Consider the following 24,976-nt stretch of genomic DNA (forward strand, 5'->3'; position numbering starts at 1 on the left):
TCAATAGTTGTTAGTCCCCCCTCAAGCGCAATGAAGGGGGAGCAGGGGCTAACGCCTAACTGCCGTAGATGCCTTTATCATCCCGTTGGAAGAGGCGTTTGATGTGCTCCCACGCCTTAATGAGGGCATTTTTTTCATCGTTGGACTCCTTCAGCGCCTCGTTGTAGGCTTCGACAAATTTAGACTGAGCGGCCTCCGAGAGATCTGCGCGTACCTCTGGGGAAATATCCTCTGGCCCAGACAACTGCCCCTCAGGCTGACGCGGAATTTGCATCTCCGTAATGGCTGCCTCTTGACCGCCAGCGGATTGCAATAGGAGAAAAATCTCGCCGGCTTTGTCCTCAGGGACTTCAACGACCAGCAAAAATTCACCTGCCTGTACCCGCGTTTGATAAATGGCAGCTTTGTCCTGCGGCATCCCCAAGGAAATCAGTGCGGATCCTAGGCCGGCGCCCAAAGCACCATAGAGCGCACCACTGGTCGCCCCCAAAAGGGCAGCCGCCAGAGGGCCAGCAGCAGCCACAACGCCAATAAAAGGAATAAACAGAACGCCGACTCCGGTCAGCAAACTCAGCAGTGAACCAAACACCGAGCCATAGAGGGCACCCGTGGTGACGCCATCCAAAATAATATCTTTCTTAGTAATAAATCCACTAATGCGGGCTTCAGACTGAAAATTGCGGCCAATGATTGAGATATTTTCCTTGAGCACACCGCGATTCAAGAGTCGTTCGATCGCCTCTTTGACTTTGGCCTCTTCCTTGAAGGTGGCCGAGACACATTTTGTTGCTGGTTGAGCAAAAGTCGTACGCATTGATGGGTTTCCTCATCAGGACATGACCCCAGTATAGATACGAGCAATTATCGTTGACACCGAACCTCCAAGGTGAGGAAACAGAACGCTCTCCCCACTCGACTAATCGCGGGCAAGGTTTTCAAAGCGAGTGTATTGGGGGTCAAAGAGGAGCTTGACGGTGCCCACTGGGCCATTGCGGTGCTTGGCAATCAGGAGTTCACAAATGCCGCGATCGGGGGTGTCAGGGTTGTAATATTCATCGCGGTACAGCAGAATCACTAAGTCGGCATCCTGTTCAATAGAGCCGGATTCGCGCAAATCAGACATCAGGGGGCGTTTATTTTGCCGTGATTCAACACTGCGGCTGAGTTGGGAGAGGGCAATGACAGGGACATTGAGTTCCCGCGCCAGTCCCTTGAGGGAGCGGGTAATTTTGGAGAGTTCCTGCACCCGACCTTCGGTAGTTTCTTCGCCACCCATTAGTTGCAGATAGTCAATCAAAATGAGGCCGAGGCCATTGGGATGCTCGGCATGGAGACGACGGGCAGTGGAGCGAATCTCCCCAAGGGTGGGATTGGGAGTGTCGTCAATGTAGATGGGCAGTTGCGAGAGAATACCGATCGCCCGACTTAGGGGTTCCCACTGGTGTTGGCTAATGCGCCCCGCCCGTAAATAGTTGCTGTCAATGCGGGCTTCGCTGGCAAGGAGACGTTGCACCAGTTGCTCCTTGGACATCTCAAGGCTGTAGATCGCCACCCCCAGATTATGAATTTCGGCAATGCGACGGGCAATCTGTAGGGCGATCGCCGTCTTGCCCATTGAAGGACGACCGGCAATGATAATCAAGTCCGATCGCTGGAAGCCTTGGGTCATGTTGTCCAGATCATAGAAATTGCAGGATAGACCCGGCTGAATATGACCGATCGCCCGCTGCTCCAATTCCGTAAACGTGCGGGTAAGAATTTCATCGGTGCGGGTCAATCCCTGCTGAATCCGATCCTGCGTCACACTAAAGATCTGCTGCTCGGCCTGATCCAAGATCACATTCAATGGGAGGCTGCTATCGTAACCCAGCTTCACCACATGGGTACCGGCTTCAATAAGCTTACGGCGCAGGTATTTTTCCTTGACCAAGAGGGCGTAGCGATCAATGTTAATTGCACTAACCGTACGCTCGACCAGTTCTGCCAGTTTGGGGTGCCCGCCAACTTTGTCCAGTAGCCCTTGATCCTGTAGCCAAGCAGTCACACACAGCAGATCTGTGGGACTACCGCGACTGTGGAGCGAAACCGCTGCCCGATAGATCTCGCGGTGGGCACTGAGGTAAAAGGCCTCAACCGGCAAAATATCCACCACCCGGTTGATCGCTTCCGGGTCTAAGAGAATACCCCCCAAGATCCACTCTTCCGCTTCGAGGTTCTGGGGGGGAATCAGTTGGCTATCGGGCTGAAAACTTGGCTCCTGAACCATCAAGGAGGCTAGCCCTAATCGGCAACGACTTGGATATTGAGTTTGACACTCACTTCGGGGTGAAGCTTGATTTCAGACGTGTAGGTGCCCAATTTGCGAATCTCCGGCAGAGTTATTTCGCGACGATCGATGGTTTCACCCGTAATCGCTTGAATCGCATCGGCCACATCTTTGGGTGTAACGCTGCCAAAGAGCATATCTTTTTCGCCCACGGGCATTGAGATGGTAATGGTGGCCAGTTTTTCGAGGGTGGCTTTTTGTTTTTCAGCAACGCCTTTGAGTTCGGCAAGCCGCTGCCGTTCTTTTTCTTGGAGCCGCTCTACGCGCCGCAGGGCACTGGGGGTTGCTGGCTCGGCAATCCCTCTTGGAAATAGGTAATTACGGGCATAGCCGGGGGCGACTTCGACAACTTGACCCATTCGCCCGAGTTTATTGACGGTTTCATTCAAGACAACTTGCACCCGCTTTGCCATGGGGATCCTCTTTCATTGAACTGGATGGGTTAACAGCAAGCGTCAGCGCTGGTGGCTACGGCTGCTATTTTAGGACAAATAACTATTCTATAGCCTCTCGGCAGCAATTGCGACAAAAAAAGGGCAGAACGCTGTTCCACCCTTGTACCGAGTTTGTTCCAAAGTTAAGGGTTCACTTAGAGGGGATGGAAGAGCAAGTCGGGATAGAAACGATTAAACTCAATCAAAATCCCAGCGGTAATCGTCATCCAAATGGCGGCCAGCACGGGCGCGGTGGAAAGATAGGTCAAAAAGTGTTTCATGGTACGTCGTCCTTATGACAGTCAACAAACAGTGAAGCTAGCGAGGGGAAACGGTGATTTCGTTGTCTTTGGCGGTGAGTTCACCCGATGCCAGCTCCTTGAGGGCAGCCAATGGCCAAGCAAACCCCGTGAGCATGCATTTGATGGCAAGGGGCACATCAATAATGATTTCTTTTTCATTGGCCTCACCGCTGTTGCGCACAGCAATCAAGTAGGCGCGACCCACCCAGCCAATCCAGCCGGCAATGTACAGGAAGAGCACACTGGGAATGAGAAAATCACCGGCACGGCTGAGGCGACCATCCACAACGAGGTGGGGCAAACCATCTTGGCCGCATAGGGCTTGACTATAGCGCTCAAACCGTTTTTGACCGGAGGCGGGATCAGCGGTGGTATTCACAGCAGCGGCAGCACGTTTTTGAAAGGCAGGAGAATCTTTGCAGGGGACGAGTCCTGCCACATCAGCGGCGGCTAGAGGGGTAAAACCTAGCCACAGGGTCAAGACAAGGAGTAGGGCTAACAATCGACGCATGGAGTGTTGTCCTCAAATGCAGACAGGTCAAAGTGCATTCACGGAGAGAGCAATCCCTCCCAAAGCTGCCATCATTTTAGCGGATGGGCTTCAACCCAACCCTAGGGGAAAGGTTAATAATTTTTACGAGGGCAAATGCTGACTAATGCTTCCTCTGGCGATCGTTCTATGGTTGATTGGTGCTACCGCACAAACTGCATCTATTGAGCCAGACAAAGCTCCTTTGCTAGACTGGATCTATTGCTGGATTTGACTTTGAAACATCTACACATCGGTGGCGCTGGGGGGAGAGCTGACCCACGGTGATTTCGCAACCATGAAAAGTGTTTCTCCTATTTTACCCCCCATGGATGCTGACCTGACCTTTAACTTGCCCGACCAAAAGATCCTCGAGACCTTACCTGCCCAACAGTTAGTGGCGATTATTTTGCGTCAGCAGCAAATTATTAATCAACTCCGCCATACCCTCTCGCAGATTCCCGGCGCCCCTGAGGTCGTTCACCTTGAGACCCCACCCCCCTCAGAACCCCATCTGGCACTGGTGAGTGAGGACACGGTTTGTTATTTTCCCTTGACAGGGGGGAACTGCTGGACCATTGGCCGCAGTGAAGACAATTCCATTGTGCTCAGCGATCGCTGGATGTCACGGAACCATGCCATGATTCAGCGCATGGGACAGGGGGAGTTTTATCTCATTGATCTCGGCAGTCGCAATGGCACGTTCGTCAATGGTCGCCGCGTCAGTATTCCCGTGGCCCTGCACAATGGCGATCGCATTACCTTTGGCCAAACGGAACTGGACTTTTTTAACGAACCCTTTGCCTCCCTATTTGCCGAAAATGCCACTCTGTCTTTGCCTCAATCCGAAGGCTCCTCCACAGCACTGCTCCATGTCCGCCGCCTGTTGACGGTTCTGGTGGTGGATATTCGTGACTTTACCAAGCTAACGCGGCAACTCGAAGAGGAGCTACTGTCGGAGCTAATTGGCACGTGGTTTCATCGGGCGGGCGAGATTATTCGTCAGTACGGCAGTTGGGTTGATAAGTACATTGGCGATGCGGTCATGGCGGTTTGGATCCACGAAAGCGAGGAGATTGGCTATCAAGAAATTTGCCACACCCTCTCTGCCTTAGAGGATTTACGGCTGATGACGGGAGAACTGCACCAGCACTATCCCTTGCCGTGGCCACTGCGCATTGGTTCTGGTTTGAATACGGGCTATGCCATGGTGGGTAATACGGGGAGTGGCGATCGCCCCGACTATACTGCTCTGGGAGATACCGTTAACGCTGCCTTTCGCCTTGAGAGTGCCACCAAAACCATTGCCGCTGATCTGGCTATGGGGGCAACCACCTACCACTACCTTGTGCAGTCTTGTCCAACCGTTGTCCCCTTTCGACCCCAAGTGCTGAACCTCAAGGGCTATGATGCTCCTGTACCCGCCTACGTGGGCAGCTTTGATGACCTCCATCGGTTCCTTGCCCAAGCCATCAAAGGGAGGGACACCCTGCACTAAACACCTGAAAAAAGGGATTAAGGGACGGCCTCCCTCTGATATTATTGAATCACCTGTAGGGGGCAGTCTAGACATCAGTCTATTGTGGGCGTGATGCCTCAGTTTCCTCTGTCACCCTACTTCGGCTACCGCCGCCTGCGCTTGCTGTGCGATGTGGTCAGTTCTTTGCTTTGACTCTTAATGAACCGCTGTTTTTTGTAATGACCTGTGAGATTTGGGAGGTAAAGGAATTATGCAACGTTTGGGCCGCTGGCTAGCACTGGCTTACTTCGTGGGCGTTAGCCTGTTGGGCTGGATCAACTGGAGTGCCCCAACCTTGGCGGCAACTGCATCCACCGAGGAAGAACTGGTCAATGTGGTAGATGAGAAACTTGGCACTGCCTATGGCCAAAAAATTGACCTTAACAATACCAACATTGCCGCCTTTATTCAATACCGGGGGTTATACCCAACCCTAGCGAAGTTAATCGTTAAAAATGCCCCCTACCAATCCGTTGAAGATGTCCTGAATATTCCCGGCTTGACGGAGCGGCAAAAGGAAATTCTGCGGGAAAACTTGGATCACTTTACGGTGACCGAGGTGGAAACGGCTCTCGTTGAGGGTGGCGATCGCTATAATAATGGGCTATACAAATAACTACCCTCATTAGATCAATTTTGGGTTAGCGTTGACTCCCGCAACTTCTGGATTTGATGTCTTAATCATTGGCAGTGGTGCTGCGGGTCTCAGTGCTGCCCTTGCCCTTCCCCCTAGCTATCGCATTGGCCTGATTACCAAAACTGACCTTCGCCAATCTGCCAGTGGCTGGGCACAAGGTGGTATGGCTGCGGCCATTGACCCGGCGGATTCTCCCCTACTCCATGCCCAAGATACCCTTGCTGCGGGGGCTGGCCTCTGTGATCCAGTGAGTGTCCAGTTTTTGGTTGAGCAGGCACCGGCACAGGTGGAGCGGCTCTTGGCGATGGGGGTAGCTTTTGATCGCGTGGGCGATCGCCCGGCTCTGACCCTCGAAGCGGCTCATTCTCGTCCTCGGGTACTTCATGCCGCTGACACCACAGGTCAAGCCCTGATTACAACACTGCTCGAACAGGTCACTGCTGCACCCCATATCACGCTTCTGCCCAATAGCTTTGTCTTTGATCTGTGGCTAGAGTCGGGGCGATGCTGTGGGGTGTGTCTGTTGCGTCAGGGACAACTTCAGTGGCTGCGCTCGGGGGCAGTTGTTCTCGCCACGGGGGGCGGCGGTCAAGTTTTTGCCCAAACCACGAATCCCCCCTTAAGCACTGGCGATGGTGTGGCAATGGCATGGCGGGCAGGAGCACATATTCGGGATGTCGAGTTTTTCCAATTTCATCCCACCGCTCTTGCCGTTGAGGGAGCACCGCGATTTCTGATCAGTGAAGCAGTGCGCGGTGAAGGGGCACATCTCATAGACCACACAGGGCATCGCTTTGTGGCGGACTACCATCCTGCTGGCGAGCTGGCACCACGGGATATTGTCAGTCGCGCCATTTACCGTCACCTTCAGCAGAGCCATGCCCCCCATGTCTGGCTGGACTTACGACCGATTTCTCGCGATCGCCTGCACTACCGTTTTCCGAAAATCATTGCTGTCTGTCGGCAGTGGGGCATTGATGTTGAACAGCAACCCATTCCCGTGTCTCCAGCAGCCCATTACTGGATGGGAGGAGTCGTCACCGATTTACAGGCCAAGACCAGCCTTGCCGGCCTCTATGCCGTTGGTGAAGTTGCCAGTACTGGTGTCCACGGTGCCAATCGCCTTGCGAGTAACTCCCTTTTGGAATGCTTTGTCTTTTCAGCTCAACTGGCACATCTGCACCCTCAGCCCCTTCCCTTGGCGGTGTCCCCTGTTAGCCAGCAAGCCCTTGAAATTGAGCCAGTGAGTTTTCGGCAGTGGCGCCAAGATCTGCGGGAACTCCTGTGGCAAAGTGCTGGCATTTGTCGCGATGCTCCCACACTGATGGCCGCTCTTTCCCAAGTGAAAGAATGGCGCCAAGAATTGCTGGCTCATCCGATTGCGATCGCCCTTCGTGAACTCAACCCCAATCACTGCTATACCCTCAGCAATACAGCCGCCCAGACAACTCTTTGGGAATGGGGCGAGCTACGCAATCTCTTGGACATTGCCTACTTAATTCTCAAAAGTGCCCTCTTTCGGGAGGAAAGCCGCGGAGGCCACTACCGTCAAGACTACCCCCAACCCGATCCCAATTGGCAAATGCACACCCTAATTTGGGGAGAGCACTGGCAAAAAGCGGCAATTCAAGGCGTCCAGAGTAAACTATAGTTGCTATAGATTCCAAAAATTTTTTGCGGTGATCTATCCCTATGATGCAGTCACGGCGTGTGCAGGAAAGTTTGGTGGGTCTGGTGATCCTTGCGGGCTTAGCCACATTAGGGGTCGGCCTACTCTGGTTGCGGGGCAACCTTGCCGGTACCAATAGCTACACCCTTGAGGTGGAATTGGATACAGCACCCGGCTTAGCGGTGGGGACACAGGTGCGCTATCGCGGTGTCCAAGTGGGTCGCGTCACGGCCATTGGGTTTGACGCCAATGGTGTCCAAGTGAGTGTGCGCGTCAATAATGTGTTGATTCCCCGTAGTGCTGTACCGGAGATTCGCCAGTCGGGCTTTATTGGTCAGGCCTTCTTGGACTTTACCCCCAAGGAGCGGGTACCAGAGATTCCCGAGGGCGTCACTGCCTTTGCCCCCAAGTGCCAACCAGACTTGATTTACTGCAATGGCGATCGCGTGACGGGCGTCCGAACAGCCAGCCTCGAAGACCTGATACGGGCAGCTACCCGCTTTACCCTAGCGCTGGAAGAATCAGGGATTATCAATAACGCCAATACCCTCATTCTGGGCGCAACCCGCACCGTCAATCGTGCCGATCAATCCCTGACGAAGGTGACCACTGCCCTCGATAGTTTCAACGCCCTCAGTAATGAAGCCCGTGCTGAACTACGGAATTTTGGCACGGCCTCGCAAGCGGTGACCCGTGCGGCCAATCAAATTAGTGAAATCGTTGAGGTCAACCGCAACACGATTAACTCCGCCTTGCGCAACATTGATGGCGCGGCTCGAGAGCTGAGAACCACGCTTCATGCCCTTCGTCCCCTGACCAAGCAGCTGGAGCAGGGGGAATTATTGGCCAATTTGGATGCCCTCATTAAAAATGGTGCTGAAGCAGCGGCTAATCTGAATAAAGTTTCCGGAGCCCTGAGCAGTCCTATCATTATGCTGTCGATCGCCCAAACCCTAGATGCAGCACGGGCAACATTTATCAATGCCCAAAAACTCACGAATGACTTGCTCAAACTCACGGGCGATGAATCCTTCCAGTCTGATTTGCGACGCCTCATTAAAATCCTTAGCCGCCTCCTGGCTTCGAGTGAGGAGCTTGAGCAGCAATTCTTGGCACTCCATGCCACTTCCCTAGGAGAAACTCAGCCACCCCCCCCCAACCCTGCCCCGAGTCCAAGTGTGGCTGCGACGCCCCCCAAAGAGGAAGAAGCTGCCGTGACCAGTGATCCTTAGGTTGGCAATTGGTTGAGCGGGCGGTTTCTGTGCTACCCATACAGGTAAAGCGCACTTCGATACGACGACGGGAAACATCTGGATTGCGGTTTGCTGGTGCGAGTTGACCATTGAGCCAGTAGAGCTGCCCCGCAGAGTAGGCGCGAAATTTCAGGCCAGCCAGTTTGGGTTGTTTTGCTTGCACTTTGCGCAGTTCGTTGGCGATCGCCAGCACCACATCCCGACCGCCCCAACGCCCAACCCACGCCAACCCGTCCTTTTGCTGGGGGGTGAGGGGACGATTGCCGGGAACCACAGGTGGATTCATGGTCAGTGGATGAAATTGCGAGATTTCTAGGGTTAAAGGGGTCGCCTCTGTTTATCATAGACCTAAGGAATAAATGCGTAGAGCCTCAATTTTAGAATGATCGGTTGTTACTGGGGATACGACTTACCATGGAGAATGCCTTACCTGCGGTTTATTTAAGTGTGTTGATTATTCTACTCGGCGTCTCAGCTTGGTTTGTGGTCAAACAAATCCTCAAAACCCGCCGCATTGAATCTACTTTGGCACGCCTGCAACGAAAACTCAAGCAGGAACCAGGGACCACTCAAGAATACTTTGAACTCGGCAGCATCTACCTGACAAAGAAACTGGCCAGTCAAGCGATTCCCCTGTTTCAAAAAGCCCTGAAGGCGGCTGAAAGTGAAGGTGAAACCTATGTGGCTCCCATCTACAATGCCCTTGGCTATGCCTATTTCATGCAGGAGCAGTATGATCTCGCAATTCGCCAGTACAAGGAGGCTCTGAAAAATCAGCCTGAGTACATCACGGCTGCCAACAACCTAGGCCATGCCTATGAGAAAAAGAATCTAGCCCAGCCAGCCCTTGAGGCCTATCAGCACACCCTGAAATACGACCCCAACAATGCGATCGCCCAACGGCGGGTGAATTCCCTGAAAAAACGGCTGAGTGGCGCGGCGGCTTGAGGATCCCTCGTCAAGCAAAAACTGGTTAACAATAAAAAACTGGCTAGGACATTCCCCAACCAGTTCGCAATTCACTCTGTGTATTTAGCTGGATAAGCTACCCCTCGGTTTAGGCGTCTCCTTCGATGTAGAGGAACAGCAACCCCATCACTACCGTGGGCATCAGCCAGCACACCACGGGAATAAAAATCCAAGGCAAAAAGGATGCAGCGTAAGATCCCATCATAATCAGCGGTTCTCCTTCTGGGTGATCAAAAGTAAAGTGTGACCAAGACCCTAGTTAAAGAGGCCGGTCATGATGCCATCCACAACAGCAAAGTTTTCGAGGAGGAAGAAGGCAACAAAGGCACCACCCATAGCCCCCACAAAGAAGCCAGCCGTAAACTGACTCCAACCCTCACCGGTTTTCAGGGGATCGCTGCTGCTGCCACCCTTTTGAAAACTCACAAGGCCATAGGCAGCTAGGCAAGCTGTGGCAATCAAAATCAGGGCGATACCAGAAATTAAACCGCCCAAGTTGGCCACATCGGAATCCCGCAAGGGACCGAGCTTGACCCAAGGACCAATGAGAAAGTAACCATGGGCCATCCCTACTTCTAGCCCCCGCAGAATGGGCGAGAGGCCTTGACGATAGGCGGGGAGATTGCCAATAAAGGTCTTGACTAGGCCAGAGTCAGAAATGGGTGTAGATAGGTGACCGATAAAGGGATCACCATTGTATGGCTTAACCAGTTCTTCTGCCATGATTTTTATTTCCCTAGCATTCCGTCATGTCCGCGCACAGGCACGAACCTAAGTGGTTATTCTAGGCAAGGGCGGGCGATCGCGCGAGAGAGAGCGTTCATCTCTTTAAGAAAGTTCATGTATCGCAACATCCCCTTACGCAGCCCCGCCCTCAAGTTGGGGTTAGTAGGTGGGTACGCTGGGATCGACTTCCTGACTCCAAGCGTTGATGCCCCCTTTGATATTGATCCCCTCAATGCCAGCCTGTTTCAGTATGCCCAAGGCTTTGGCAGAGCGACCCCCCATCTTGCAGTGCACCAAGAGGCGATGGCCATTCACCAGATTGCGGATTTTCTCCACACCGGGGCCATTTTCAATCTCCGAGAGGGGAACGAGTACAGCGCCGGGAATCCGAGCAATTTCGTACTCGTTGGGGTTGCGCACATCCACAAGAACGTAATCTTGGGCACCGCTGTCCATGAGGGCTTTGAGTTCCTGGACGGTCATTTCGGGAATTTCTGCCATTTGGGCGGCCTCCTGTGCTTTGGCTTGGCGAATACCACAAAATTCTTCGTAGTCAATGAGCTTGTCAATGACTGGCCGTTCGGGGTTTGGGCGCAGCTTGAGTTCACGGAATTTCATCTCTAGGGCGTTGAAGAGCAAGAGGCGACCACTGAGGGTTGTGCCTTTGCCAAGAATAATTTTAATCGTCTCCGTGGCTTGGATGACGCCAATAATACCCGGCAGAATCCCAAGAACGCCCCCTTCCGCACAGGAGGGCACTAGGCCCGGTGGCGGCGGTTCCGGATAGAGATCACGATAGTTGGGGCCGCCTTCATAGTTAAAGACCGTGGCTTGGCCCTCAAAGCGAAAGATGGAGCCATAGACATTGGGCTTATTCAGGAGCACACAAGCATCGTTCACCAAGTAGCGGGTGGGGAAGTTATCGGTGCCATCCACCACAATGTCGTAGTCCGCCATAATCTCAAGGGCATTGGCGGCGCTCAAGCGAGTTTCGTAGAGATCCACTTGGCAGTAGGGATTGATCTCAAGGATGCGGTGCTTCGCCGATTGAATTTTCGGCTTGCCCACCCAAGAGGTGCCGTGGATCACCTGCCGTTGCAAATTGGAGCTATCCACCACATCAAAATCTACAATGCCAAGGCGGCCAATACCGGCAGCGGCGAGATAGAGCAGCAAAGGCGATCCCAATCCACCCGTGCCAATGCAAAGCACGCTGGCAGCTTTGAGGCGTTTTTGACCCTCAACACCCACCTCTGGCAAAATCAGATGGCGGGAATAGCGTTCATAGTCGTCTTTCGTGAGTTCAATCGTAGAAAGGTCTGGATTTAGCATGGTAGCCCTTCATAAAAAATGCGGCTGATCTAACCCGATCAGCAAGGGTGAGGGGATTTTCTTATTTTACTTAGGGGCGCGACAGAGGATCTGCCAAGGTTTCAATTGTCAACACTTGCGGGGGGGTGGCATCCGGCGGATAGAGCAGGGTGAACTGTACCCAGCGGATTTCTTGGGGTTGTAGCGTGAGCCGCACCAGATCGTCCCCCTGCTGGCCTTGGCGTTGGACAAGGTGAATGATCCGACTTTGGGGGGTGCCTTGATCATCGCGGAAGCGCAATCGGACACTGCCTCGGAAAAAGATGCGGTTGGGTGGTTCAGCAAAGAACCGTAAGCCCCTGGCGGGGGCGTCGAATTTGATGGGGGTTTGGAGGGCAAGGCGCAGGGTCTGGGGGCGATCGCTGGTGTTTTGTAGCGGTAGCACCAGATCATATTCAATGCCATAGTTGCCATGGGCAGCATAGGCCGTATCGGGATAGCGCACCACGAGGGGAGCCGTTTGCACTTGTCCTGTGCCCAAGCGCCCTGCCACTAACGAACTAATGGGATAGGAGAAGGCGGTCCCCGCGGCGGGAATCGGAATTGGTTGTTGTTGGGGATTGTGCCAGCGGGAGCCAAGGGCGACACCCGCCACTCGGCCATAGATAATGCTGCCCCCTTGATCGGGGGGGGTGGGGGCGCGATCGCGGGGGGTGACCAATTCCCCTGCCGTCAGTGTCTGCTGCCATTGCTCTAGGGTCGGCGGTTCATTGCCAAAGCGGGCTAAACTGGCGAGGTAGAGGTTGCCACTACTGCGGGCACGAATCAGCAGCGAACGGCCATTGAGGGGGGGGTCGAGTCCCTTGACCGGAATCGGTAAATTGGCGATCAGGGCATAACTGCGCGGGGGAATCATGATTTGTGCGGGCCATCCCGATTGCCGCTGTTGTCGCAAAATATCCAGCATGACGCGATCGCCCGGACCAGCAAAAACTTGGCCGAGATCATTGGCCTGCTGATTGGGCAGAGGACGAAAGGGCGCATCCGGCTGACTCAAGTAACTGGCGGCATGGATCAAATTCACCGTTACCGGTTCAGAACTGGGGTTGTAGGCGAGAATCCCTAGGTAGAGGGTCGTGAGATCCTGTGGGTCGAGGGGCTTCGCAATATGGTGGGCAAAAATATCAAAGCGATCGCGAAAAGCAAAGTTCAAGTGGGCACTAGGAGTTGCTTTGCCCTCTGGCGGAAATGTGGACAGGAGAATCCCTGATCGCTGCACCACCTCTGGGCTATTGCTATTCAACACAGGCACCCGATCAAGGGCACCCGGCAAAGGGAGCACTTTTTGCGGTTTTTCAATTGTTGCCGGCGCCTGAGCTAGCACTGGGGAAATGACAACCAAGGCCGCACCGCTCGCCAACCACCAACGGAAATCAACAGACATTACCGAGACCTAGTAGCTCATTTGCAGCGTTACACTCGCCTCTACCTGTAATTCCCCGGACACCACAGGGGTGCTATCGGCCATGTTTGCTGCGCGAACGGCAAGGGGTCTTGGCGGGGGTGCCGCCTGATTAATTTGAATGCTCACCACTTGGCGCGGTTGGAGATTGAGGGCACTGAGTACCGCTTGGGCTTGACTTTGGGCATCTTGGGTCGCTCGCTGCAGGGCAGTGCGTTGGGCAGCGGCAATCGTCGCCTCTGGTGCGGTGAAGCTAATATTGTCAATCGTGGTTGCGCCAGCTTGGACAGCGGCATCAAGAAGGGACCCCACGCGATCGCTAGCAACGCGAAAACTCACCGTATTGCGCCCGATATAGCCCACCAGTATCCGCTGATTGTTGGTGTACTGATAATTGGGACTGAGGCTCAGCCCCGTGGTTTGCAGTTGACTGACTTCCCGTGCCCGCAGAACCGCCAAAACGGCATTGGCTCGCCGCGCCACCTCTTGCTGTACCTCTTGAGCCGTGCGACCTTGCACCTCGACCCCTAGGCTGACTTGGGCAAGAGTTGCTGAAATGGCTTCTGTCCCTCGACCTGTAACCGTCAGGGTACGTTGGGCTTCTTGGCTCACGGCGGGTCGCTCAGCAACCACCACAGATCCCCCAACAAGAAGCGCGGCAAGACTGAGGGTATAAAAAGGCGTTAACGGATGTTTCACAGCGGTATTCACCACAGCTCAGCAAAAAACTCATGAACCTTGTTTCTCTCCAGACCGCCTCCCACTCGGATTCTGTTCCCCTTTAGGCGCTAATGGTATGAATTTTAATAAAATTCGTTCCTTGGGGAGTTTGGGCAGGAATGCCGCCCAGAATCAAAATTTTATCGCCCTCAGTGACCATCTGGCGCTCCTTGAGTTGGTTTTCAGCCACGGCAATCATCCCTTCAAACGTCATAGGCAGCGTTTCCAAAAGAATCGGCTTCACACCCCAGAGCAAATTCATCCAGTGATAAACGCGGGGGCGATCGGTAAAGGCGACAATCATGGGTTTCACCCGTTCCCCAGAGGCAATGGTTGCGGTATAGCCCGTTTCCGTAAAGCAGGCGATCGCCCGCAGATCGAGGATTTGAGTAATGGTGGTTAAGGCTTCACCTAGGGCATGGGTCTCATCATTGCGGTAGGCGGGCATATTGTCAAACTCAAGATGCGGCTCCACATCCGCTGCAATCCGCGCCAACATCTTCACCGCCTGCCCAGGAAAAGCCCCCACAGCAGATTCGCCCGACAACATCACCGCATCTGTACCATCAAGAATGGCGTTGGCGACATCACTGGCCTCTGCCCGCGTCGGACGGGGATTGTGAATCATGCTCTCTAGCATTTGGGTTGCCGTAATCACAGGAATACTGCGGTAGTTGCACTCGCGAATAATTTGCTTTTGCAGCAGCGGCACCTTCTCTACCCGCATCTCCACACCGAGATCGCCCCGCGCAACCATGATTGCATCGGCCACCCCCAAAATCGCTGAGAGATTTTCCACTGCTTGGGGTTTCTCAATTTTTGCCAGCACGGGCATATCACTGGCACCGTGGGCCGCCAAGTACTCCCGCAACTCCCAGAGATCCTCAGCTCGGCGCACAAAACTCAGGGAGATAATATCAACCCCCTGCTCAAGGCCAAATTGAATATCCTGCTTGTCTTTGTCTGTGAGGGAAGGCAGCCGCAGATTGAGATCCGGCAAGTTTACCCCCTTACGACTTTTGAGCGTGCCCCCCTGCACCACCCGGCAGGTGACCCGATCTCCCGCAATGGCCTCGACCACCAATTCCAAGAGGCCATCATCCAAGAGCACCTGCATCCCCGGCTGCGCCTCTTCGGCAAGATAGGGATAATCAATGCCAATGCCTTGTGTCTCTTCCTCAGTGAGCGGCACGAGGTGGACTTGCTCCCCTTCCACTAATTCGATGCTCCCTTCAGGAAGCTGGCCAACGCGAATCTTCGGCCCTTGCAAGTCTTGCAGCAGGGTTAAGGGGGTTGCTGCTTCATTGGCCACTTGTCGTAGCAGAGTAATGGTTTCGGCATGATCTTTATAGTCACCATGGGAGAAATTTAACCGTGCCACATTCATGCCGGCGGTTAGCATCTGCTGAATCACTTCCCGCGATCGACTGGCAGGGCCAATGGTGGCCACAATTTTGGTGCGACGAAACAGCATAGGAGAGGGGGATAACTTCATGCTCTCCTAAATCTTAGGCATAGGTCAGGGAATCCGGTGGTGTTCTGGCTTGCATTGGACATTAACTTTTGTGGCTACAGGGATGTGGCTATAATTTGCCTCGTGGAGACTACCGCTGGAGGCCGCGATGGCACGCCCCCTTACCCCCGATAATCAAACGCTGAATCGTGCTTGGACTTGGCAAGATGGCCTGATTATTTTGGCCTTGATTGCCCTGATCTTTTGGATTGTCAACACGGCGGCGCAGTTTACAGGACAGTATGACCCCACGATCACCATTGAGCTGAGTCCAGCGGTCTTGCCCAGTTACACCGCTCAAACGCTGCTGCGGATGCTGATTGCCTACGTCATCTCCTTGGTGTTTAGCATCCTCTATTCCTATATTGCCTACTACAATCGCACTGCTGAAAAAATCCTGCTGCCGCTGCTGGATATTCTGCAATCGATTCCCGTGCTGTCGTTTTTGCCGGGGGTGGTGCTGGCACTGATTGCCCTCTTTCCGGGGAGCCGTATTGGCGTGGAATTGGCGGCCATTATCCTCATCTACACGGGAATGGCTTGGAATATGACGTTTAGCTTTTATCAGTCTTTGATTAGCGTGCCTCGAGAGCTGCGGGAGGTGGCAAAAATTTATCGGCTGGGGTGGTGGCAGCAGGTGTGGACGCTGGATTTGCCGGCGGGTGCCATTGGCCTGATCTGGAATAGTGTGATGTCAGTGGCGGGGGGCTGGTTTTTCCTGATGGCGATCGAGTCCTTTACCATTGGCGAGAAAACCTTTACGTTGCCGGGGTTAGGTTCCTATCTGGCGGAAGCAGCCAACCAACAGGACTATGCAGCATTGGCCTACGGTCTGGCGGTATTAATTGGCATCATTATTGTAATTGATATTCTGGTGTGGCGCCCTCTCATTGCTTGGGGCGAAAAATTCAAGATGGAAATGGTCGAGGCGGAGAATGTGCCTAAATCCTTCGTTCTTGATTTCCTGCGGCGATCGCCCACGTTGCGAGCCTTCCACCAAAATATCTTTGCCCCCGCCTGGGAACGACTGGATGAGCAGTTGCGCCCCAAACACCCACGTCAATCTGTTGCCCCCCAGAATGACCAAGGCAACTGGCCGATAACCCCCATCATTTTGCTGATTTTTGCCGCCTTCGTAGGTTGGGGAGCGATCGCCTTTTTGCGGCAAATGTTTGGTGTCAGTTGGCAAGATTGGCAGCAAATTGGTCTAGGGGCGGTTCTGACCACGGTGCGGGTAGCGGTGGCACTGGTTCTCTCCCTACTGTGGACAGTTCCAGTGGGGGTGGCGATCGGTCGCAATCCCCGTGCTGCTCAAGTGTTGCAACCCATTGTCCAAATTGCGGCATCGGTACCGGCTACGGCGCTGTTTCCAGTGCTGCTGTTGGCGCTGGCCAATGTGGGTGGGGGTTTGGAGATTGGCTCTGTGGCGCTGATGATGCTGGGCACGATGTGGTACATCCTCTTTAATGTCATTGCCGGTGCCCAAGCGATTCCCACGGAATTATTTGAAGCAGCGGTGATCTATCAACTCTCTTGGTGGCAGCGGTGGCGCACCCTGATCCTGCCCGGCATTTTTCCCTATTTGATTACGGGCATCATTACGGCGGTGGGCGGCGCTTGGAACTCCAGCATCGTCAGTGAATATGTGGAATTTCAGAATCAAACGGAGCAAACCCTTGGCTTGGGGGCCACGATTTCTGAGGCTAGCGTTCGGGGGGATTTTCCCCTACTGATGGCCGCCACGGCAGTCATGTCACTATTGGTGGTTTTGACCAACCGCTTGGTTTGGCGCCCCCTCTACCGCTTGGCGGAAACCAAGTATCAACTGCTGTAGGCGGTGAAGATGCGCGTTATTGGCCTCATGAGCGGTACCTCGGTGGATGGCATTGATGCGGTCTTAGTGGAGCTACAGGGGGGCGATCGCGACCTTGAGGTACAGGTGCTGAATTTTTGTACGGTGCCCTATCCCACAGCCCTACGGCAGCAGATTCTCGACATTTGTGGCGCAAAACCCTTGACCCTTGCAGCGTTGGCGGAGTTGGATGAGGCGATCGCCGAGGCCTTTGCTTTGGCAGCACAAACGGTTCAACAGGGATATCCCCGCGCAGATCTCATTGGCTCCCATGGCCAAACGGTCTTTCATCGCCCCCCCACGGGCGATCGCCTCGGCTACAGCCTACAACTGGGACGGGGAGATTGGATTGCTTGGCGCACGGGGATTACCACCATTGCTAACTTTCGTGCTCAAGATATTGCCCTAGGCGGCCAAGGAGCGCCCCTTGTGCCTCGGATCGATTGGTGTCTTCTCAGTCATCCCACGGAAGTCCGCTGTGTGCAAAACATCGGTGGCATCGGCAATGTTACCTACTTGCCGCCTCAACGAGAGGATCCTGAGGGCAAAGGGGTCATGGGTTGGGATACAGGTCCCGGCAATGTGCTGCTTGATCTGGCCGTAACGGAGTTATCGGGGGGTGAATTCACCTACGATGCCGATGGGGCATGGGCGCGGCAGGGCAAAATTATCGATCCCCTAGTAGAGCACTGGCTGCAAGACCCCTTCTTTCAGCAGCTGCCGCCAAAGTCCACAGGGCGAGAATACTTTGGTCTGCCCTTTTGGCAGCGATGCCGCACTGAGGCTGCTGGTCTGGCGCCTGCGGATCTGCTGGCCACACTGACGGAATTTACGGCTCGCAGTATGGTTGAGAGCTATCGCCAATTTTTGCCCCAAAAACCGCAGCGGCTCTTCCTCTGTGGCGGCGGTGCCCACAATCGTTTTCTCAGGGAGCGCCTTCAGGTGCATTTAGGAGACATTCCCGTGGAAACCACTGCGACGGCGGGCGTACCGGTGGATGCCAAAGAGGCGATCGCCTTCGCTATTCTCGCCTACTGGCATGAGTTGGGCTTGCCGGGGAATTTGCCCCAAGTCACAGGTGCGCGCCAAGCGGTTCCCTTGGGTCAGTGTTGGGTGGGACAGTCATGAAAACAACCTTTCCAGCCATTGTCACCACGGCTGAAATGCAGGCAATCGAAGGGGCGATGTTCAATGCCGGCTTTCCAGTGCCTGCCCTGATGGAAAAGGTGGGACAACGCCTCAGCGACTTTCTCCAGCGTCAGTTTCCACCGTATTCCCGTGTTGGGGTTTTGGCCGGTCCGGGGCACAATGGCGGCGATGCTCTGGTGGTGGCGCGGGAACTATGGCACCGCGGCTATGGGGTGAAGGTCTGGCAGCCCTTTGAACGTTTGAAACCCCTGACGGCGGATCATGCCCGCTATGCCCGCTTTCTCGGTCTGCCCTTTGTCGAGACAGTGGACAGCTTGCAAGAGGTTGACCTGATCGTGGATGGTCTTTTTGGCTTTGGCCTAGAGCGGGAACTGACGGGTGAACTTGCCGCTGCCATTGACCAAATCAACACGTGGCGGCAACCACGGGTGAGTATTGATGTGCCTTCAGGACTCCACAGTGATACCGGGGCAGTTTTGGGTACGGCAATTCAGGCCGATCGCACCCTCTGTTTAGGACTCTGGAAGCGGGGGCTACTGGTAGAGGAAGCACAGCCTTGGGTGGGGCAGGGGGTGTTAATTCCCTTTGATATTCCCTCAACGCTGATTGAAGCGGTGTTGGCGACTGCGCCTCGGCGATATTGCTTAGATGCTTCCTGTTGGCAAGAATTGCCCCTGTCGCGATCGCCCATTACCCACAAGTATCAGCAGGGACAACTGTTACTCATTGGCGGCTCTGCCCAGTTTGGCGGCAGTATTCTCCTCAGTGCCCTTGCTGCACGCTGTACGGGTGTGGGAATGTTAGTGGTGGCGGTGCCCCAGTCCCTGAAGTCCCTTGTGCTCTCACGAGTCCCCGATGCCATTGTTGTTGGCTGTCCAGAAACAGCGAGGGGGGCGATCGCTGGCTTGCCGGAACCACTAGACTTGAGCAAGTTCTCAGCCATTGCCTGTGGGCCGGGGCTGACCCCTGAGGCGGTGCCCGTTGTGGAAACCGTTCTCGGTGCCGGGCAACCCCTTGTCTTGGATGCCGATGCCCTGAATATCCTAGCGACGCTCTCGCCATGGCCGCTGCCAAGTCCGACCATTTTGACCCCCCACTATGGCGAATTTCGGCGGCTCTTTCCAGACCTTGTCACCGGCGATCGCCTTGATCAAGTGACCGCCGCCGCGAGCCGCAGTAATGCCATTGTTCTTCTCAAGGGCGCACGCACAGCCATTGCCTCTCCGAAGGGTGAGCTTTGGATCAACCCCCACAGTACCCCTGCCCTTGCCCGAGGTGGTAGTGGCGATGTTCTCACTGGCCTCATTGGTGGCCTTTTGGCACAGCAGGAAGCCCTCAGCGCCACCTATGGTGGGGTTTGGTGGCACGCCCAAGCCGGCCTTCAGGCAGAACGAGAGGCCACTGCCCTAGGGGTCTATCCTGAACAACTGATTGCCCACCTGTTACCGACGCTGCACGCTGCTCTAACTGCTGGCGTTTAGCTTTTTGGCCAAGAGTTGATTGGTCAGCTTGGGATCAGCGCGCCCTGCTGTTTTCTTCATGATTTGGCCAACAAAGAAACCCTGAAGTTTCGTTTTGCCCGCGCGGTATTGTTCCAGTTCATTGGGGTGCGCTGCTAGCACTTCATCAATCATTGCCTCTAGGGTAGCCACATCAGAAATTTGACTGAGGCCTTTTTTCTCGACCAGGGCTTTCGGGGAGCCACCTTGAGCCAGTAATTCCGGCAGCAGATCCTTGGCCATTTTGCTACTGATAGTGCCCGCCTCAATGAGTTGGATCAACTCCGCCAATTCAGCAGGTTTCAGAGGTAGTGCCTCGATCGCCAGTTTTTGTTCCTTGAGATAGGCAGTAATATCCCCCATGATCCAGTTGGTCGCTAATTTCGGGGGTGCCTCGGCGGCAACAGTGGCTTCAAAGTATTCGGCAACGGCTCGCTCATCGGTAAGGACACGGGCATCTTGGGGGGGCAGGCCCCACTCGGTCTCGTAGCGGTGCCGCTTTTGCGCTGGCAGCTCAGGCAGATCCGCACGCCAAGTGGCCAGTTGCTCCGCACTGACTTCAATGGGGCCGAGATCGGGTTCAGGAAAGTAGCGGTAGTCACTGGAGCCTTCCTTGACCCGCATGGTGCGTGTTTGCTGCGTGGCCTCATCCCAGAGGCGGGTTTCTTGAACGATGGCTTCGCCGGCTTTCACAGCAGCGACTTGCCGCTCAATTTCATAGTCAATGGCGCGTTGGATGGCACTAAAGGAGTTCATGTTCTTAATCTCGACCTTGGTGCCAAAGGTGTTGCTGCCCACGGGGCGCACGGAGATATTCACGTCGCAGCGCAGCGACCCCTCCTGCATATTGCCATCGCAAACCCCCAAGTAACGGAGAATACGCCGCAGTTCTTGGGCATACTCGGCAGCTTCTTGACCCGTGCGCAGATCTGGCTCAGAGACAATTTCCACAAGGGGCACCCCTGCCCGATTCAAGTCCACTAGGGAGTAGGTGGAGCCAGACAGGCGATCGCTCCCCGCGTGAACCAGTTTGCCGGCATCTTCCTCCATGTGCAGGCGAGTAATGCCAATTTTTTTACGGTGGGCGGTGCCGTTGTCATCCACCAGTTCAATCTCAAGGTAGCCATGCTGGGCAATGGGCAGGTCGTACTGCGAGATTTGATAGTTTTTCGGCAAGTCGGGATAAAAATACTGCTTGCGATCAAATTTGCTGTAGGGGGCAATCTGACAATTGAGGGCTAAGCCCGCCTTCACGGCATACTCGAGCACCTTTTCATTCAAGACGGGGAGTGTCCCCGGCAAACCCAAACACACTGGGTCAATGTTGGTATTCGGGGGTGCCCCAAACTGGGTCGAGCTAGACGAGAAAATTTTGGTTTGTGTACTCAGTTGGCAGTGAATCTCTAGGCCAATCACCGCCTCGTAGGTGAGACTGGCGGGATCCACAGGGGTGGGTTCAGGCGCAATGGTTGCTGCCTGCTGCGTCGAGGTTGGTGGGGTGGATTTCGCCGTTTTTGATGTTTTTGAGGTTTTCGATGCTTGCCGTTTGCTTGATTTTGCCTTTGCCATCAGAAACTCCACAAGGGTACCGCCACTATAAAGCAGCTTACAGCCCTTTTCCCAAGGATGGAACACGCTCAAGGCTGTGAAAGCAAGTACAGGAGAGTATTTGATTGCCCTAGATCTATATGCATTTTCAGAAAAGGACTGTCTTCAGGGGGGGGAATTGAGGATCAAGAGCTAGGGGCGATGATTGCGCTCCTCCATGGGCACATAGGGCTGATTGTGGGCACCCGTATAGACTTGGGTGGGGCGATAGATGCGATTGGCCTCCAGTTGTTCTTTCCAGTGGGCTAGCCAACCGGCCACGCGGGCGATCGCAAACACCGGCGTAAACAGATCACTGGGAATGCCCAACCGCCGATAGACAAGCCCCGAGTAAAAGTCCACATTGGGATAAATCCCCTTGTAACTGAGGTATTCACCCACCACTTCTTCCAGTTTCAGGGCAATGTCGTAGTAGCGATCGCCGCCAAATTTATCAAACAACTGCTCTGCCAGCTTCTGCAAAATCGTGGCACGGGGATCCTTGACCTTATACACGCGGTGGCCAAAGCCGGCAATTTTGATCTTATTCTGAACGCACTTTTCCACATAGGGACGCACATTCTCGACACTGCCGATTTCCTCGAGCATATTGATCACCTCTTCATTGGCGCCCCCGTGGAGCGGCCCTGCCAGTGTACCCACCGCTGAAGCAACCACGGCGTAAGGATCTGTCAATGTCGAGGCCGTCACCCGCGCCGAGAAGGTAGAGGCATTCATCGTGTGCTCGGCATGGAGAATCAAGCAAATATCAAATACCCGTGCCGCAAAGGGATCGGGACGCCGCTCATTGAGCATGTAGAGAAAGTTGGCCGCATAGTCCAGCTCATCACAGGGCATGACCGGATCATTCCCCTTGCGAATCAGTTGAAACGCCGCCACCATTGTTGGAATTTTGGCCAAGAGGCGGATGACTGCTGCCCGAATGTACTCCGGATCGTCGAGGGCCCGCCGCGAATAGAACAATCCCAAGGCTCCCGCCGAGGCCTGTAGGGCATCCATGGGGTGGCCACTTTCTGGGAAACATTTCATCATGTCGCGAATGCGATATTTCACACGGCGATGGTAGGTAATATCGTGCTCAAAGGCCGCCAACTCCTCCTTGCTCGGCCAGTAACCCCAAATCAACAAAAAGGCGGTTTCCAAAAATGTGCTTTTTTCCGCCAGTTCCTGAATTGGGACACCGCGATACTCCAGAATACCGGCTTGGCCATCCACATAGCTAATGGCCGACTGGGCAATGGGAATCCCTTCAAGACCAGGGCTAAATTCGCAAGCAACCATGCGTGGGTGTCCTTAAAAGGGGCAAACTGAATCGCAATTGCAACATCTATCAATTTTAGGGGAGAGGGGAAAGATGTTGAGATGTTAAGCTGCATTCCCGCTTCCTTGAAGTTTTCCAACGTTTTGTCGGGCAACAAAAGGAACCTCGCTACGATCGCGATCGGACATCAAAATGCCTTTGCCCAAGGAGTTGACGCGATGAAACTTGCCTACTGGATGTATGCAGGGCCGGCCCACATTGGTACTCTGCGCATTGCCAGTTCCTTCAAAAATGTTCATGGCATTATGCACGCGCCCCTTGGAGATGACTACTTCAACGTCATGCGATCGATGCTCGAGCGAGAGCGCGACTTTACGCCTGTCACCGCCAGTATTGTCGATCGCCATGTCTTGGCACGCGGCTCCCAAGAAAAAGTGGTGGACAATATCACCCGCAAAGACACTGAAGAGCACCCTGATTTAATTGTGCTCACCCCCACCTGCACCTCTAGCATTCTTCAGGAAGACTTACAAAACTTTGTCCAACGCGCCAGCCTCAGCACCACTGCCGATGTCCTCTTGGCGGATGTCAATCACTATCGCGTCAATGAATTGCAAGCCGCCGATCGCACCCTTGAGCAAATCGTGCAGTTTTATATTGACAAAGCCCGCCGCCAAGGCACCTTAGTGACCAACAAAACCCCCACCCCTAGCGTCAACATTATTGGCATCACCACCCTCGGCTTCCACAATCAGCATGACTGCCGCGAGCTGAAACAACTCATGGCCAACCTTGGGATTGAGGTGAATCTGGTGATTCCTGCGGCGGCCAGCGTCCACGACCTTGCCCGACTGCCCCAAGCATGGTTTAACCTTGTCCCCTATCGGGAAATTGGCGGCCTCACCGCCCAGTACCTAGAAACGGAATTTGGCCAGCCAAGCGTGAGGATGACGCCGATGGGTGTGGTGGAAACCGCCCGCTGTATCCGTGCCATTCAAGCGGTGCTCAATGCTCAAGGTGCCCCCGTGGACTATGAGGCCTTTATTGAGCACCAAACTCGCGAAGTGTCCCAAGCTGCTTGGTTTTCTCGCTCCATTGACTGCCAAAACCTGACCGGCAAAAAAGCAGTGGTCTTTGGGGACAATACCCATGCAGCAGCGATGACCAAAATTCTCAGTCGGGAAATGGGCATCCACGTTGTTTGGGCGGGGACGTACTGCAAATACGATGCCGATTGGTTCCGCGCAGAGGTGGCGGGCTTTTGTGACGAAGTACTCATTACCGATGACCACACGGTGGTGGGGGACGCGATCGCCCGCGTTGAACCCGCGGCCATCTTTGGCACCCAAATGGAACGCCATGTGGGCAAACGCCTCAACATTCCCTGTGGCGTCATTGCCGCTCCCATCCACATCCAAGACTTTCCCGTCGGCTATCGCCCCTTCTTGGGCTATGAGGGCACGAATCAACTGGTGGATTTAATCTACAACTCCTTTACCTTGGGCATGGAAGACCACCTGCTAGAGATTTTTGGTGGCCATGACACCAAGGAAGTGATTCACAAGGGGCTTTCCGCCGACTTGGATTTGACATGGACCGCGGATGGGCTAGCGGAATTAAACAAGATTCCCGGCTTTGTGCGCGGCAAGGTGAAGCGCAACACCGAAAAATTTGCCCGTGAACAGGGCATTACCGAGATCACGGTGGAAGTGCTCTACGCTGCCAAAGAAGCTGTGGGGGCTTAAGTTTCACCTCTGGAACCTGCATGAACCTGACCCTTGCAGCGTATAGCGATTGGCATTTAACAAGCAATTGCTATGGTATTGCTGAAACGTTTCATTGCCCTTGGTTTACTGGCAGCAGGGGTTGGCTTTGCGCCGAGTGCCCTTGCGCAGCGGATGCCGCGTTTACGCCAAGGGATGAGCTATACCGATGCCCGCCAACGCCTCCTTGATCGGGGTTGGCAACCCGTGGTTAATCCGGCAATGGTGAATCCGACAACAACGACCCCGATTGTGGCCTATCTCCTCAGTCAAGGCTATAGCGAACTGATGGGTTGTCAACTAATGGTGGGGGTGGATATCTGCACCTTTCAGTTTCGCAATCGCAAGGGGCATCTTTTGGAAATTGGCACCGTGAATTTGCTCATTTTCCCCGGCGGCACGGTGACCAGTTGGGTATTGCGGAAGAATTCCCCCTAGGCGATTCTTGCGTATAATGGGGAGCCGTAACCTTTT

At 54.3% G+C, this 24,976-nt stretch carries 24 protein-coding genes; 11 read left to right on the plus strand and 13 right to left on the minus strand.

Annotated elements, in window-relative coordinates:
- Nucleotides 1–55: 55 nt before the first annotated feature.
- From RHJ80_RS02375 to RHJ80_RS02395, 5 genes are all read right to left on the minus strand, one after another.
- A complete protein-coding gene (locus tag RHJ80_RS02375) occupies nucleotides 56–814 on the minus strand; it encodes a ChaB family protein (RefSeq protein ID WP_302677228.1) in 759 nt (252 codons plus the stop codon).
- A gap of 102 nt (nucleotides 815–916) precedes the next feature.
- Nucleotides 917–2,266, minus strand: a complete 1,350-nt coding sequence (dnaB, locus tag RHJ80_RS02380) for a replicative DNA helicase (protein ID WP_310744039.1) — start codon at nucleotides 2,264–2,266, stop codon at nucleotides 917–919.
- Between the two features lie 14 nt (nucleotides 2,267–2,280).
- Nucleotides 2,281–2,739: a 50S ribosomal protein L9 gene (gene rplI / locus RHJ80_RS02385; RefSeq protein WP_302678747.1), complete on the minus strand. Its 459-nt coding sequence runs from the start codon at nucleotides 2,737–2,739 to the stop codon at nucleotides 2,281–2,283.
- Between the two features lie 176 nt (nucleotides 2,740–2,915).
- Nucleotides 2,916–3,041 carry a photosystem I reaction center subunit IX gene (psaJ, locus tag RHJ80_RS02390; protein WP_011058244.1) on the minus strand — a complete coding sequence of 42 codons (126 nt, stop codon included), beginning with the start codon at nucleotides 3,039–3,041 and terminating at the stop codon, nucleotides 2,916–2,918.
- A 37-nt stretch (nucleotides 3,042–3,078) separates the two neighbouring features.
- On the minus strand, nucleotides 3,079–3,573 hold the full coding sequence (locus tag RHJ80_RS02395) for a Photosystem I reaction center subunit III (RefSeq protein ID WP_206200909.1): 495 nt from the start codon (nucleotides 3,571–3,573) through the stop codon (nucleotides 3,079–3,081).
- Nucleotides 3,574–3,889: 316 nt separating this feature from the next.
- Here RHJ80_RS02395 and RHJ80_RS02400 point away from each other — a divergent pair, with 316 nt between their 5' ends.
- The 6 genes from RHJ80_RS02400 (at nucleotide 3,890) to RHJ80_RS02425 (ending at nucleotide 9,617) form a co-directional block, all read left to right on the plus strand.
- Nucleotides 3,890–5,089: an adenylate/guanylate cyclase domain-containing protein gene (locus RHJ80_RS02400; protein ID WP_206200910.1), complete on the plus strand. Its 1,200-nt coding sequence runs from the start codon at nucleotides 3,890–3,892 to the stop codon at nucleotides 5,087–5,089.
- 232 nt (nucleotides 5,090–5,321) lie between these two features.
- Nucleotides 5,322–5,726 carry a photosystem II complex extrinsic protein PsbU gene (gene psbU, locus RHJ80_RS02405; protein ID WP_310801392.1) on the plus strand — a complete coding sequence of 135 codons (405 nt, stop codon included), beginning with the start codon at nucleotides 5,322–5,324 and terminating at the stop codon, nucleotides 5,724–5,726.
- 31 nt (nucleotides 5,727–5,757) lie between these two features.
- The gene (gene nadB, locus RHJ80_RS02410) at nucleotides 5,758–7,398 is read left to right on the plus strand and encodes an L-aspartate oxidase (RefSeq protein ID WP_310801393.1); all 1,641 of its coding nucleotides are present in this window, start codon (nucleotides 5,758–5,760) and stop codon (nucleotides 7,396–7,398) included.
- A gap of 41 nt (nucleotides 7,399–7,439) precedes the next feature.
- Nucleotides 7,440–8,648, plus strand: a complete 1,209-nt coding sequence (locus RHJ80_RS02415) for an MlaD family protein (RefSeq protein WP_310801394.1) — start codon at nucleotides 7,440–7,442, stop codon at nucleotides 8,646–8,648.
- A gap of 103 nt (nucleotides 8,649–8,751) precedes the next feature.
- A complete protein-coding gene (locus tag RHJ80_RS02420; protein ID WP_310801395.1) occupies nucleotides 8,752–8,985 on the plus strand; it encodes a hypothetical protein in 234 nt (77 codons plus the stop codon).
- Nucleotides 8,986–9,083: 98 nt separating this feature from the next.
- On the plus strand, nucleotides 9,084–9,617 hold the full coding sequence (locus tag RHJ80_RS02425) for a tetratricopeptide repeat protein (RefSeq protein WP_206200915.1): 534 nt from the start codon (nucleotides 9,084–9,086) through the stop codon (nucleotides 9,615–9,617).
- A gap of 109 nt (nucleotides 9,618–9,726) precedes the next feature.
- On the opposite strand, the gene RHJ80_RS02430 is transcribed toward RHJ80_RS02425, so the two are convergent.
- The 6 genes from RHJ80_RS02430 to pyk all read right to left on the minus strand — a co-directional run bounded on the left by RHJ80_RS02430 (nucleotide 9,727) and on the right by pyk (nucleotide 15,352).
- On the minus strand, nucleotides 9,727–9,843 hold the full coding sequence (locus tag RHJ80_RS02430) for a photosystem I reaction center subunit VIII (protein ID WP_149820283.1): 117 nt from the start codon (nucleotides 9,841–9,843) through the stop codon (nucleotides 9,727–9,729).
- Between the two features lie 50 nt (nucleotides 9,844–9,893).
- Entirely contained in the window at nucleotides 9,894–10,361 is a 468-nt protein-coding gene (locus RHJ80_RS02435) for a photosystem I reaction center protein subunit XI (RefSeq protein ID WP_206200916.1), read from the minus strand.
- Between the two features lie 162 nt (nucleotides 10,362–10,523).
- Nucleotides 10,524–11,696 carry a molybdopterin-synthase adenylyltransferase MoeB gene (moeB, locus tag RHJ80_RS02440; RefSeq protein WP_206200917.1) on the minus strand — a complete coding sequence of 391 codons (1,173 nt, stop codon included), beginning with the start codon at nucleotides 11,694–11,696 and terminating at the stop codon, nucleotides 10,524–10,526.
- Between the two features lie 70 nt (nucleotides 11,697–11,766).
- Nucleotides 11,767–13,119 (minus strand): DUF3370 domain-containing protein, encoded by a 1,353-nt coding sequence (locus tag RHJ80_RS02445; protein ID WP_310744758.1) that lies wholly within the window; start codon nucleotides 13,117–13,119, stop codon nucleotides 11,767–11,769.
- Nucleotides 13,120–13,128: 9 nt separating this feature from the next.
- Nucleotides 13,129–13,836, minus strand: a complete 708-nt coding sequence (locus RHJ80_RS02450) for an SIMPL domain-containing protein (protein WP_206200919.1) — start codon at nucleotides 13,834–13,836, stop codon at nucleotides 13,129–13,131.
- Between the two features lie 82 nt (nucleotides 13,837–13,918).
- Entirely contained in the window at nucleotides 13,919–15,352 is a 1,434-nt protein-coding gene (gene pyk, locus RHJ80_RS02455; RefSeq protein ID WP_310437966.1) for a pyruvate kinase, read from the minus strand.
- Nucleotides 15,353–15,479: 127 nt separating this feature from the next.
- Between pyk and RHJ80_RS02460 the strand changes: the two genes are divergently transcribed.
- The 3 genes from RHJ80_RS02460 to RHJ80_RS02470 are packed head-to-tail and all read left to right on the plus strand — an operon-like array spanning nucleotide 15,480 to nucleotide 19,852.
- Complete coding sequence (locus RHJ80_RS02460) at nucleotides 15,480–17,204, plus strand: ABC transporter permease subunit (RefSeq protein WP_310801396.1); 1,725 nt, start codon at nucleotides 15,480–15,482, stop codon at nucleotides 17,202–17,204.
- A gap of 9 nt (nucleotides 17,205–17,213) precedes the next feature.
- On the plus strand, nucleotides 17,214–18,350 hold the full coding sequence (locus RHJ80_RS02465) for an anhydro-N-acetylmuramic acid kinase (RefSeq protein ID WP_206200922.1): 1,137 nt from the start codon (nucleotides 17,214–17,216) through the stop codon (nucleotides 18,348–18,350).
- Nucleotides 18,347–19,852, plus strand: coding sequence for an NAD(P)H-hydrate dehydratase (locus RHJ80_RS02470; protein WP_310801397.1), 1,506 nt, complete (start codon nucleotides 18,347–18,349; stop codon nucleotides 19,850–19,852). Before RHJ80_RS02465 ends, RHJ80_RS02470 begins: the two co-directional genes overlap by 4 nt.
- On the opposite strand, the gene gatB is transcribed toward RHJ80_RS02470, so the two are convergent.
- Together gatB and RHJ80_RS02480 are read right to left on the minus strand one after the other, a co-directional pair.
- Nucleotides 19,835–21,337 carry an Asp-tRNA(Asn)/Glu-tRNA(Gln) amidotransferase subunit GatB gene (gatB, locus tag RHJ80_RS02475; protein ID WP_310801687.1) on the minus strand — a complete coding sequence of 501 codons (1,503 nt, stop codon included), beginning with the start codon at nucleotides 21,335–21,337 and terminating at the stop codon, nucleotides 19,835–19,837. The two genes, RHJ80_RS02470 and gatB, sit on opposite strands and share 18 nt — an antisense overlap.
- A 273-nt stretch (nucleotides 21,338–21,610) precedes the next feature.
- The gene (locus RHJ80_RS02480) at nucleotides 21,611–22,759 is read right to left on the minus strand and encodes a citrate synthase (protein ID WP_310801398.1); all 1,149 of its coding nucleotides are present in this window, start codon (nucleotides 22,757–22,759) and stop codon (nucleotides 21,611–21,613) included.
- Nucleotides 22,760–22,957: 198 nt separating this feature from the next.
- Here RHJ80_RS02480 and bchB point away from each other — a divergent pair, with 198 nt between their 5' ends.
- Together bchB and RHJ80_RS02490 are read left to right on the plus strand one after the other, a co-directional pair.
- Entirely contained in the window at nucleotides 22,958–24,484 is a 1,527-nt protein-coding gene (gene bchB / locus RHJ80_RS02485) for a ferredoxin:protochlorophyllide reductase (ATP-dependent) subunit B (RefSeq protein WP_310801688.1), read from the plus strand.
- A 72-nt stretch (nucleotides 24,485–24,556) separates the two neighbouring features.
- On the plus strand, nucleotides 24,557–24,940 hold the full coding sequence (locus RHJ80_RS02490; protein WP_206200925.1) for a hypothetical protein: 384 nt from the start codon (nucleotides 24,557–24,559) through the stop codon (nucleotides 24,938–24,940).
- The last annotated feature ends 36 nt before the right edge of the window (nucleotides 24,941–24,976 follow it).

Origin of the sequence: Thermosynechococcus sp. QS41, assembly GCF_031583515.1 — a bacterium.
In the GTDB taxonomy this organism is placed as follows: Bacteria; Cyanobacteriota; Cyanobacteriia; order Thermosynechococcales; family Thermosynechococcaceae; genus Thermosynechococcus.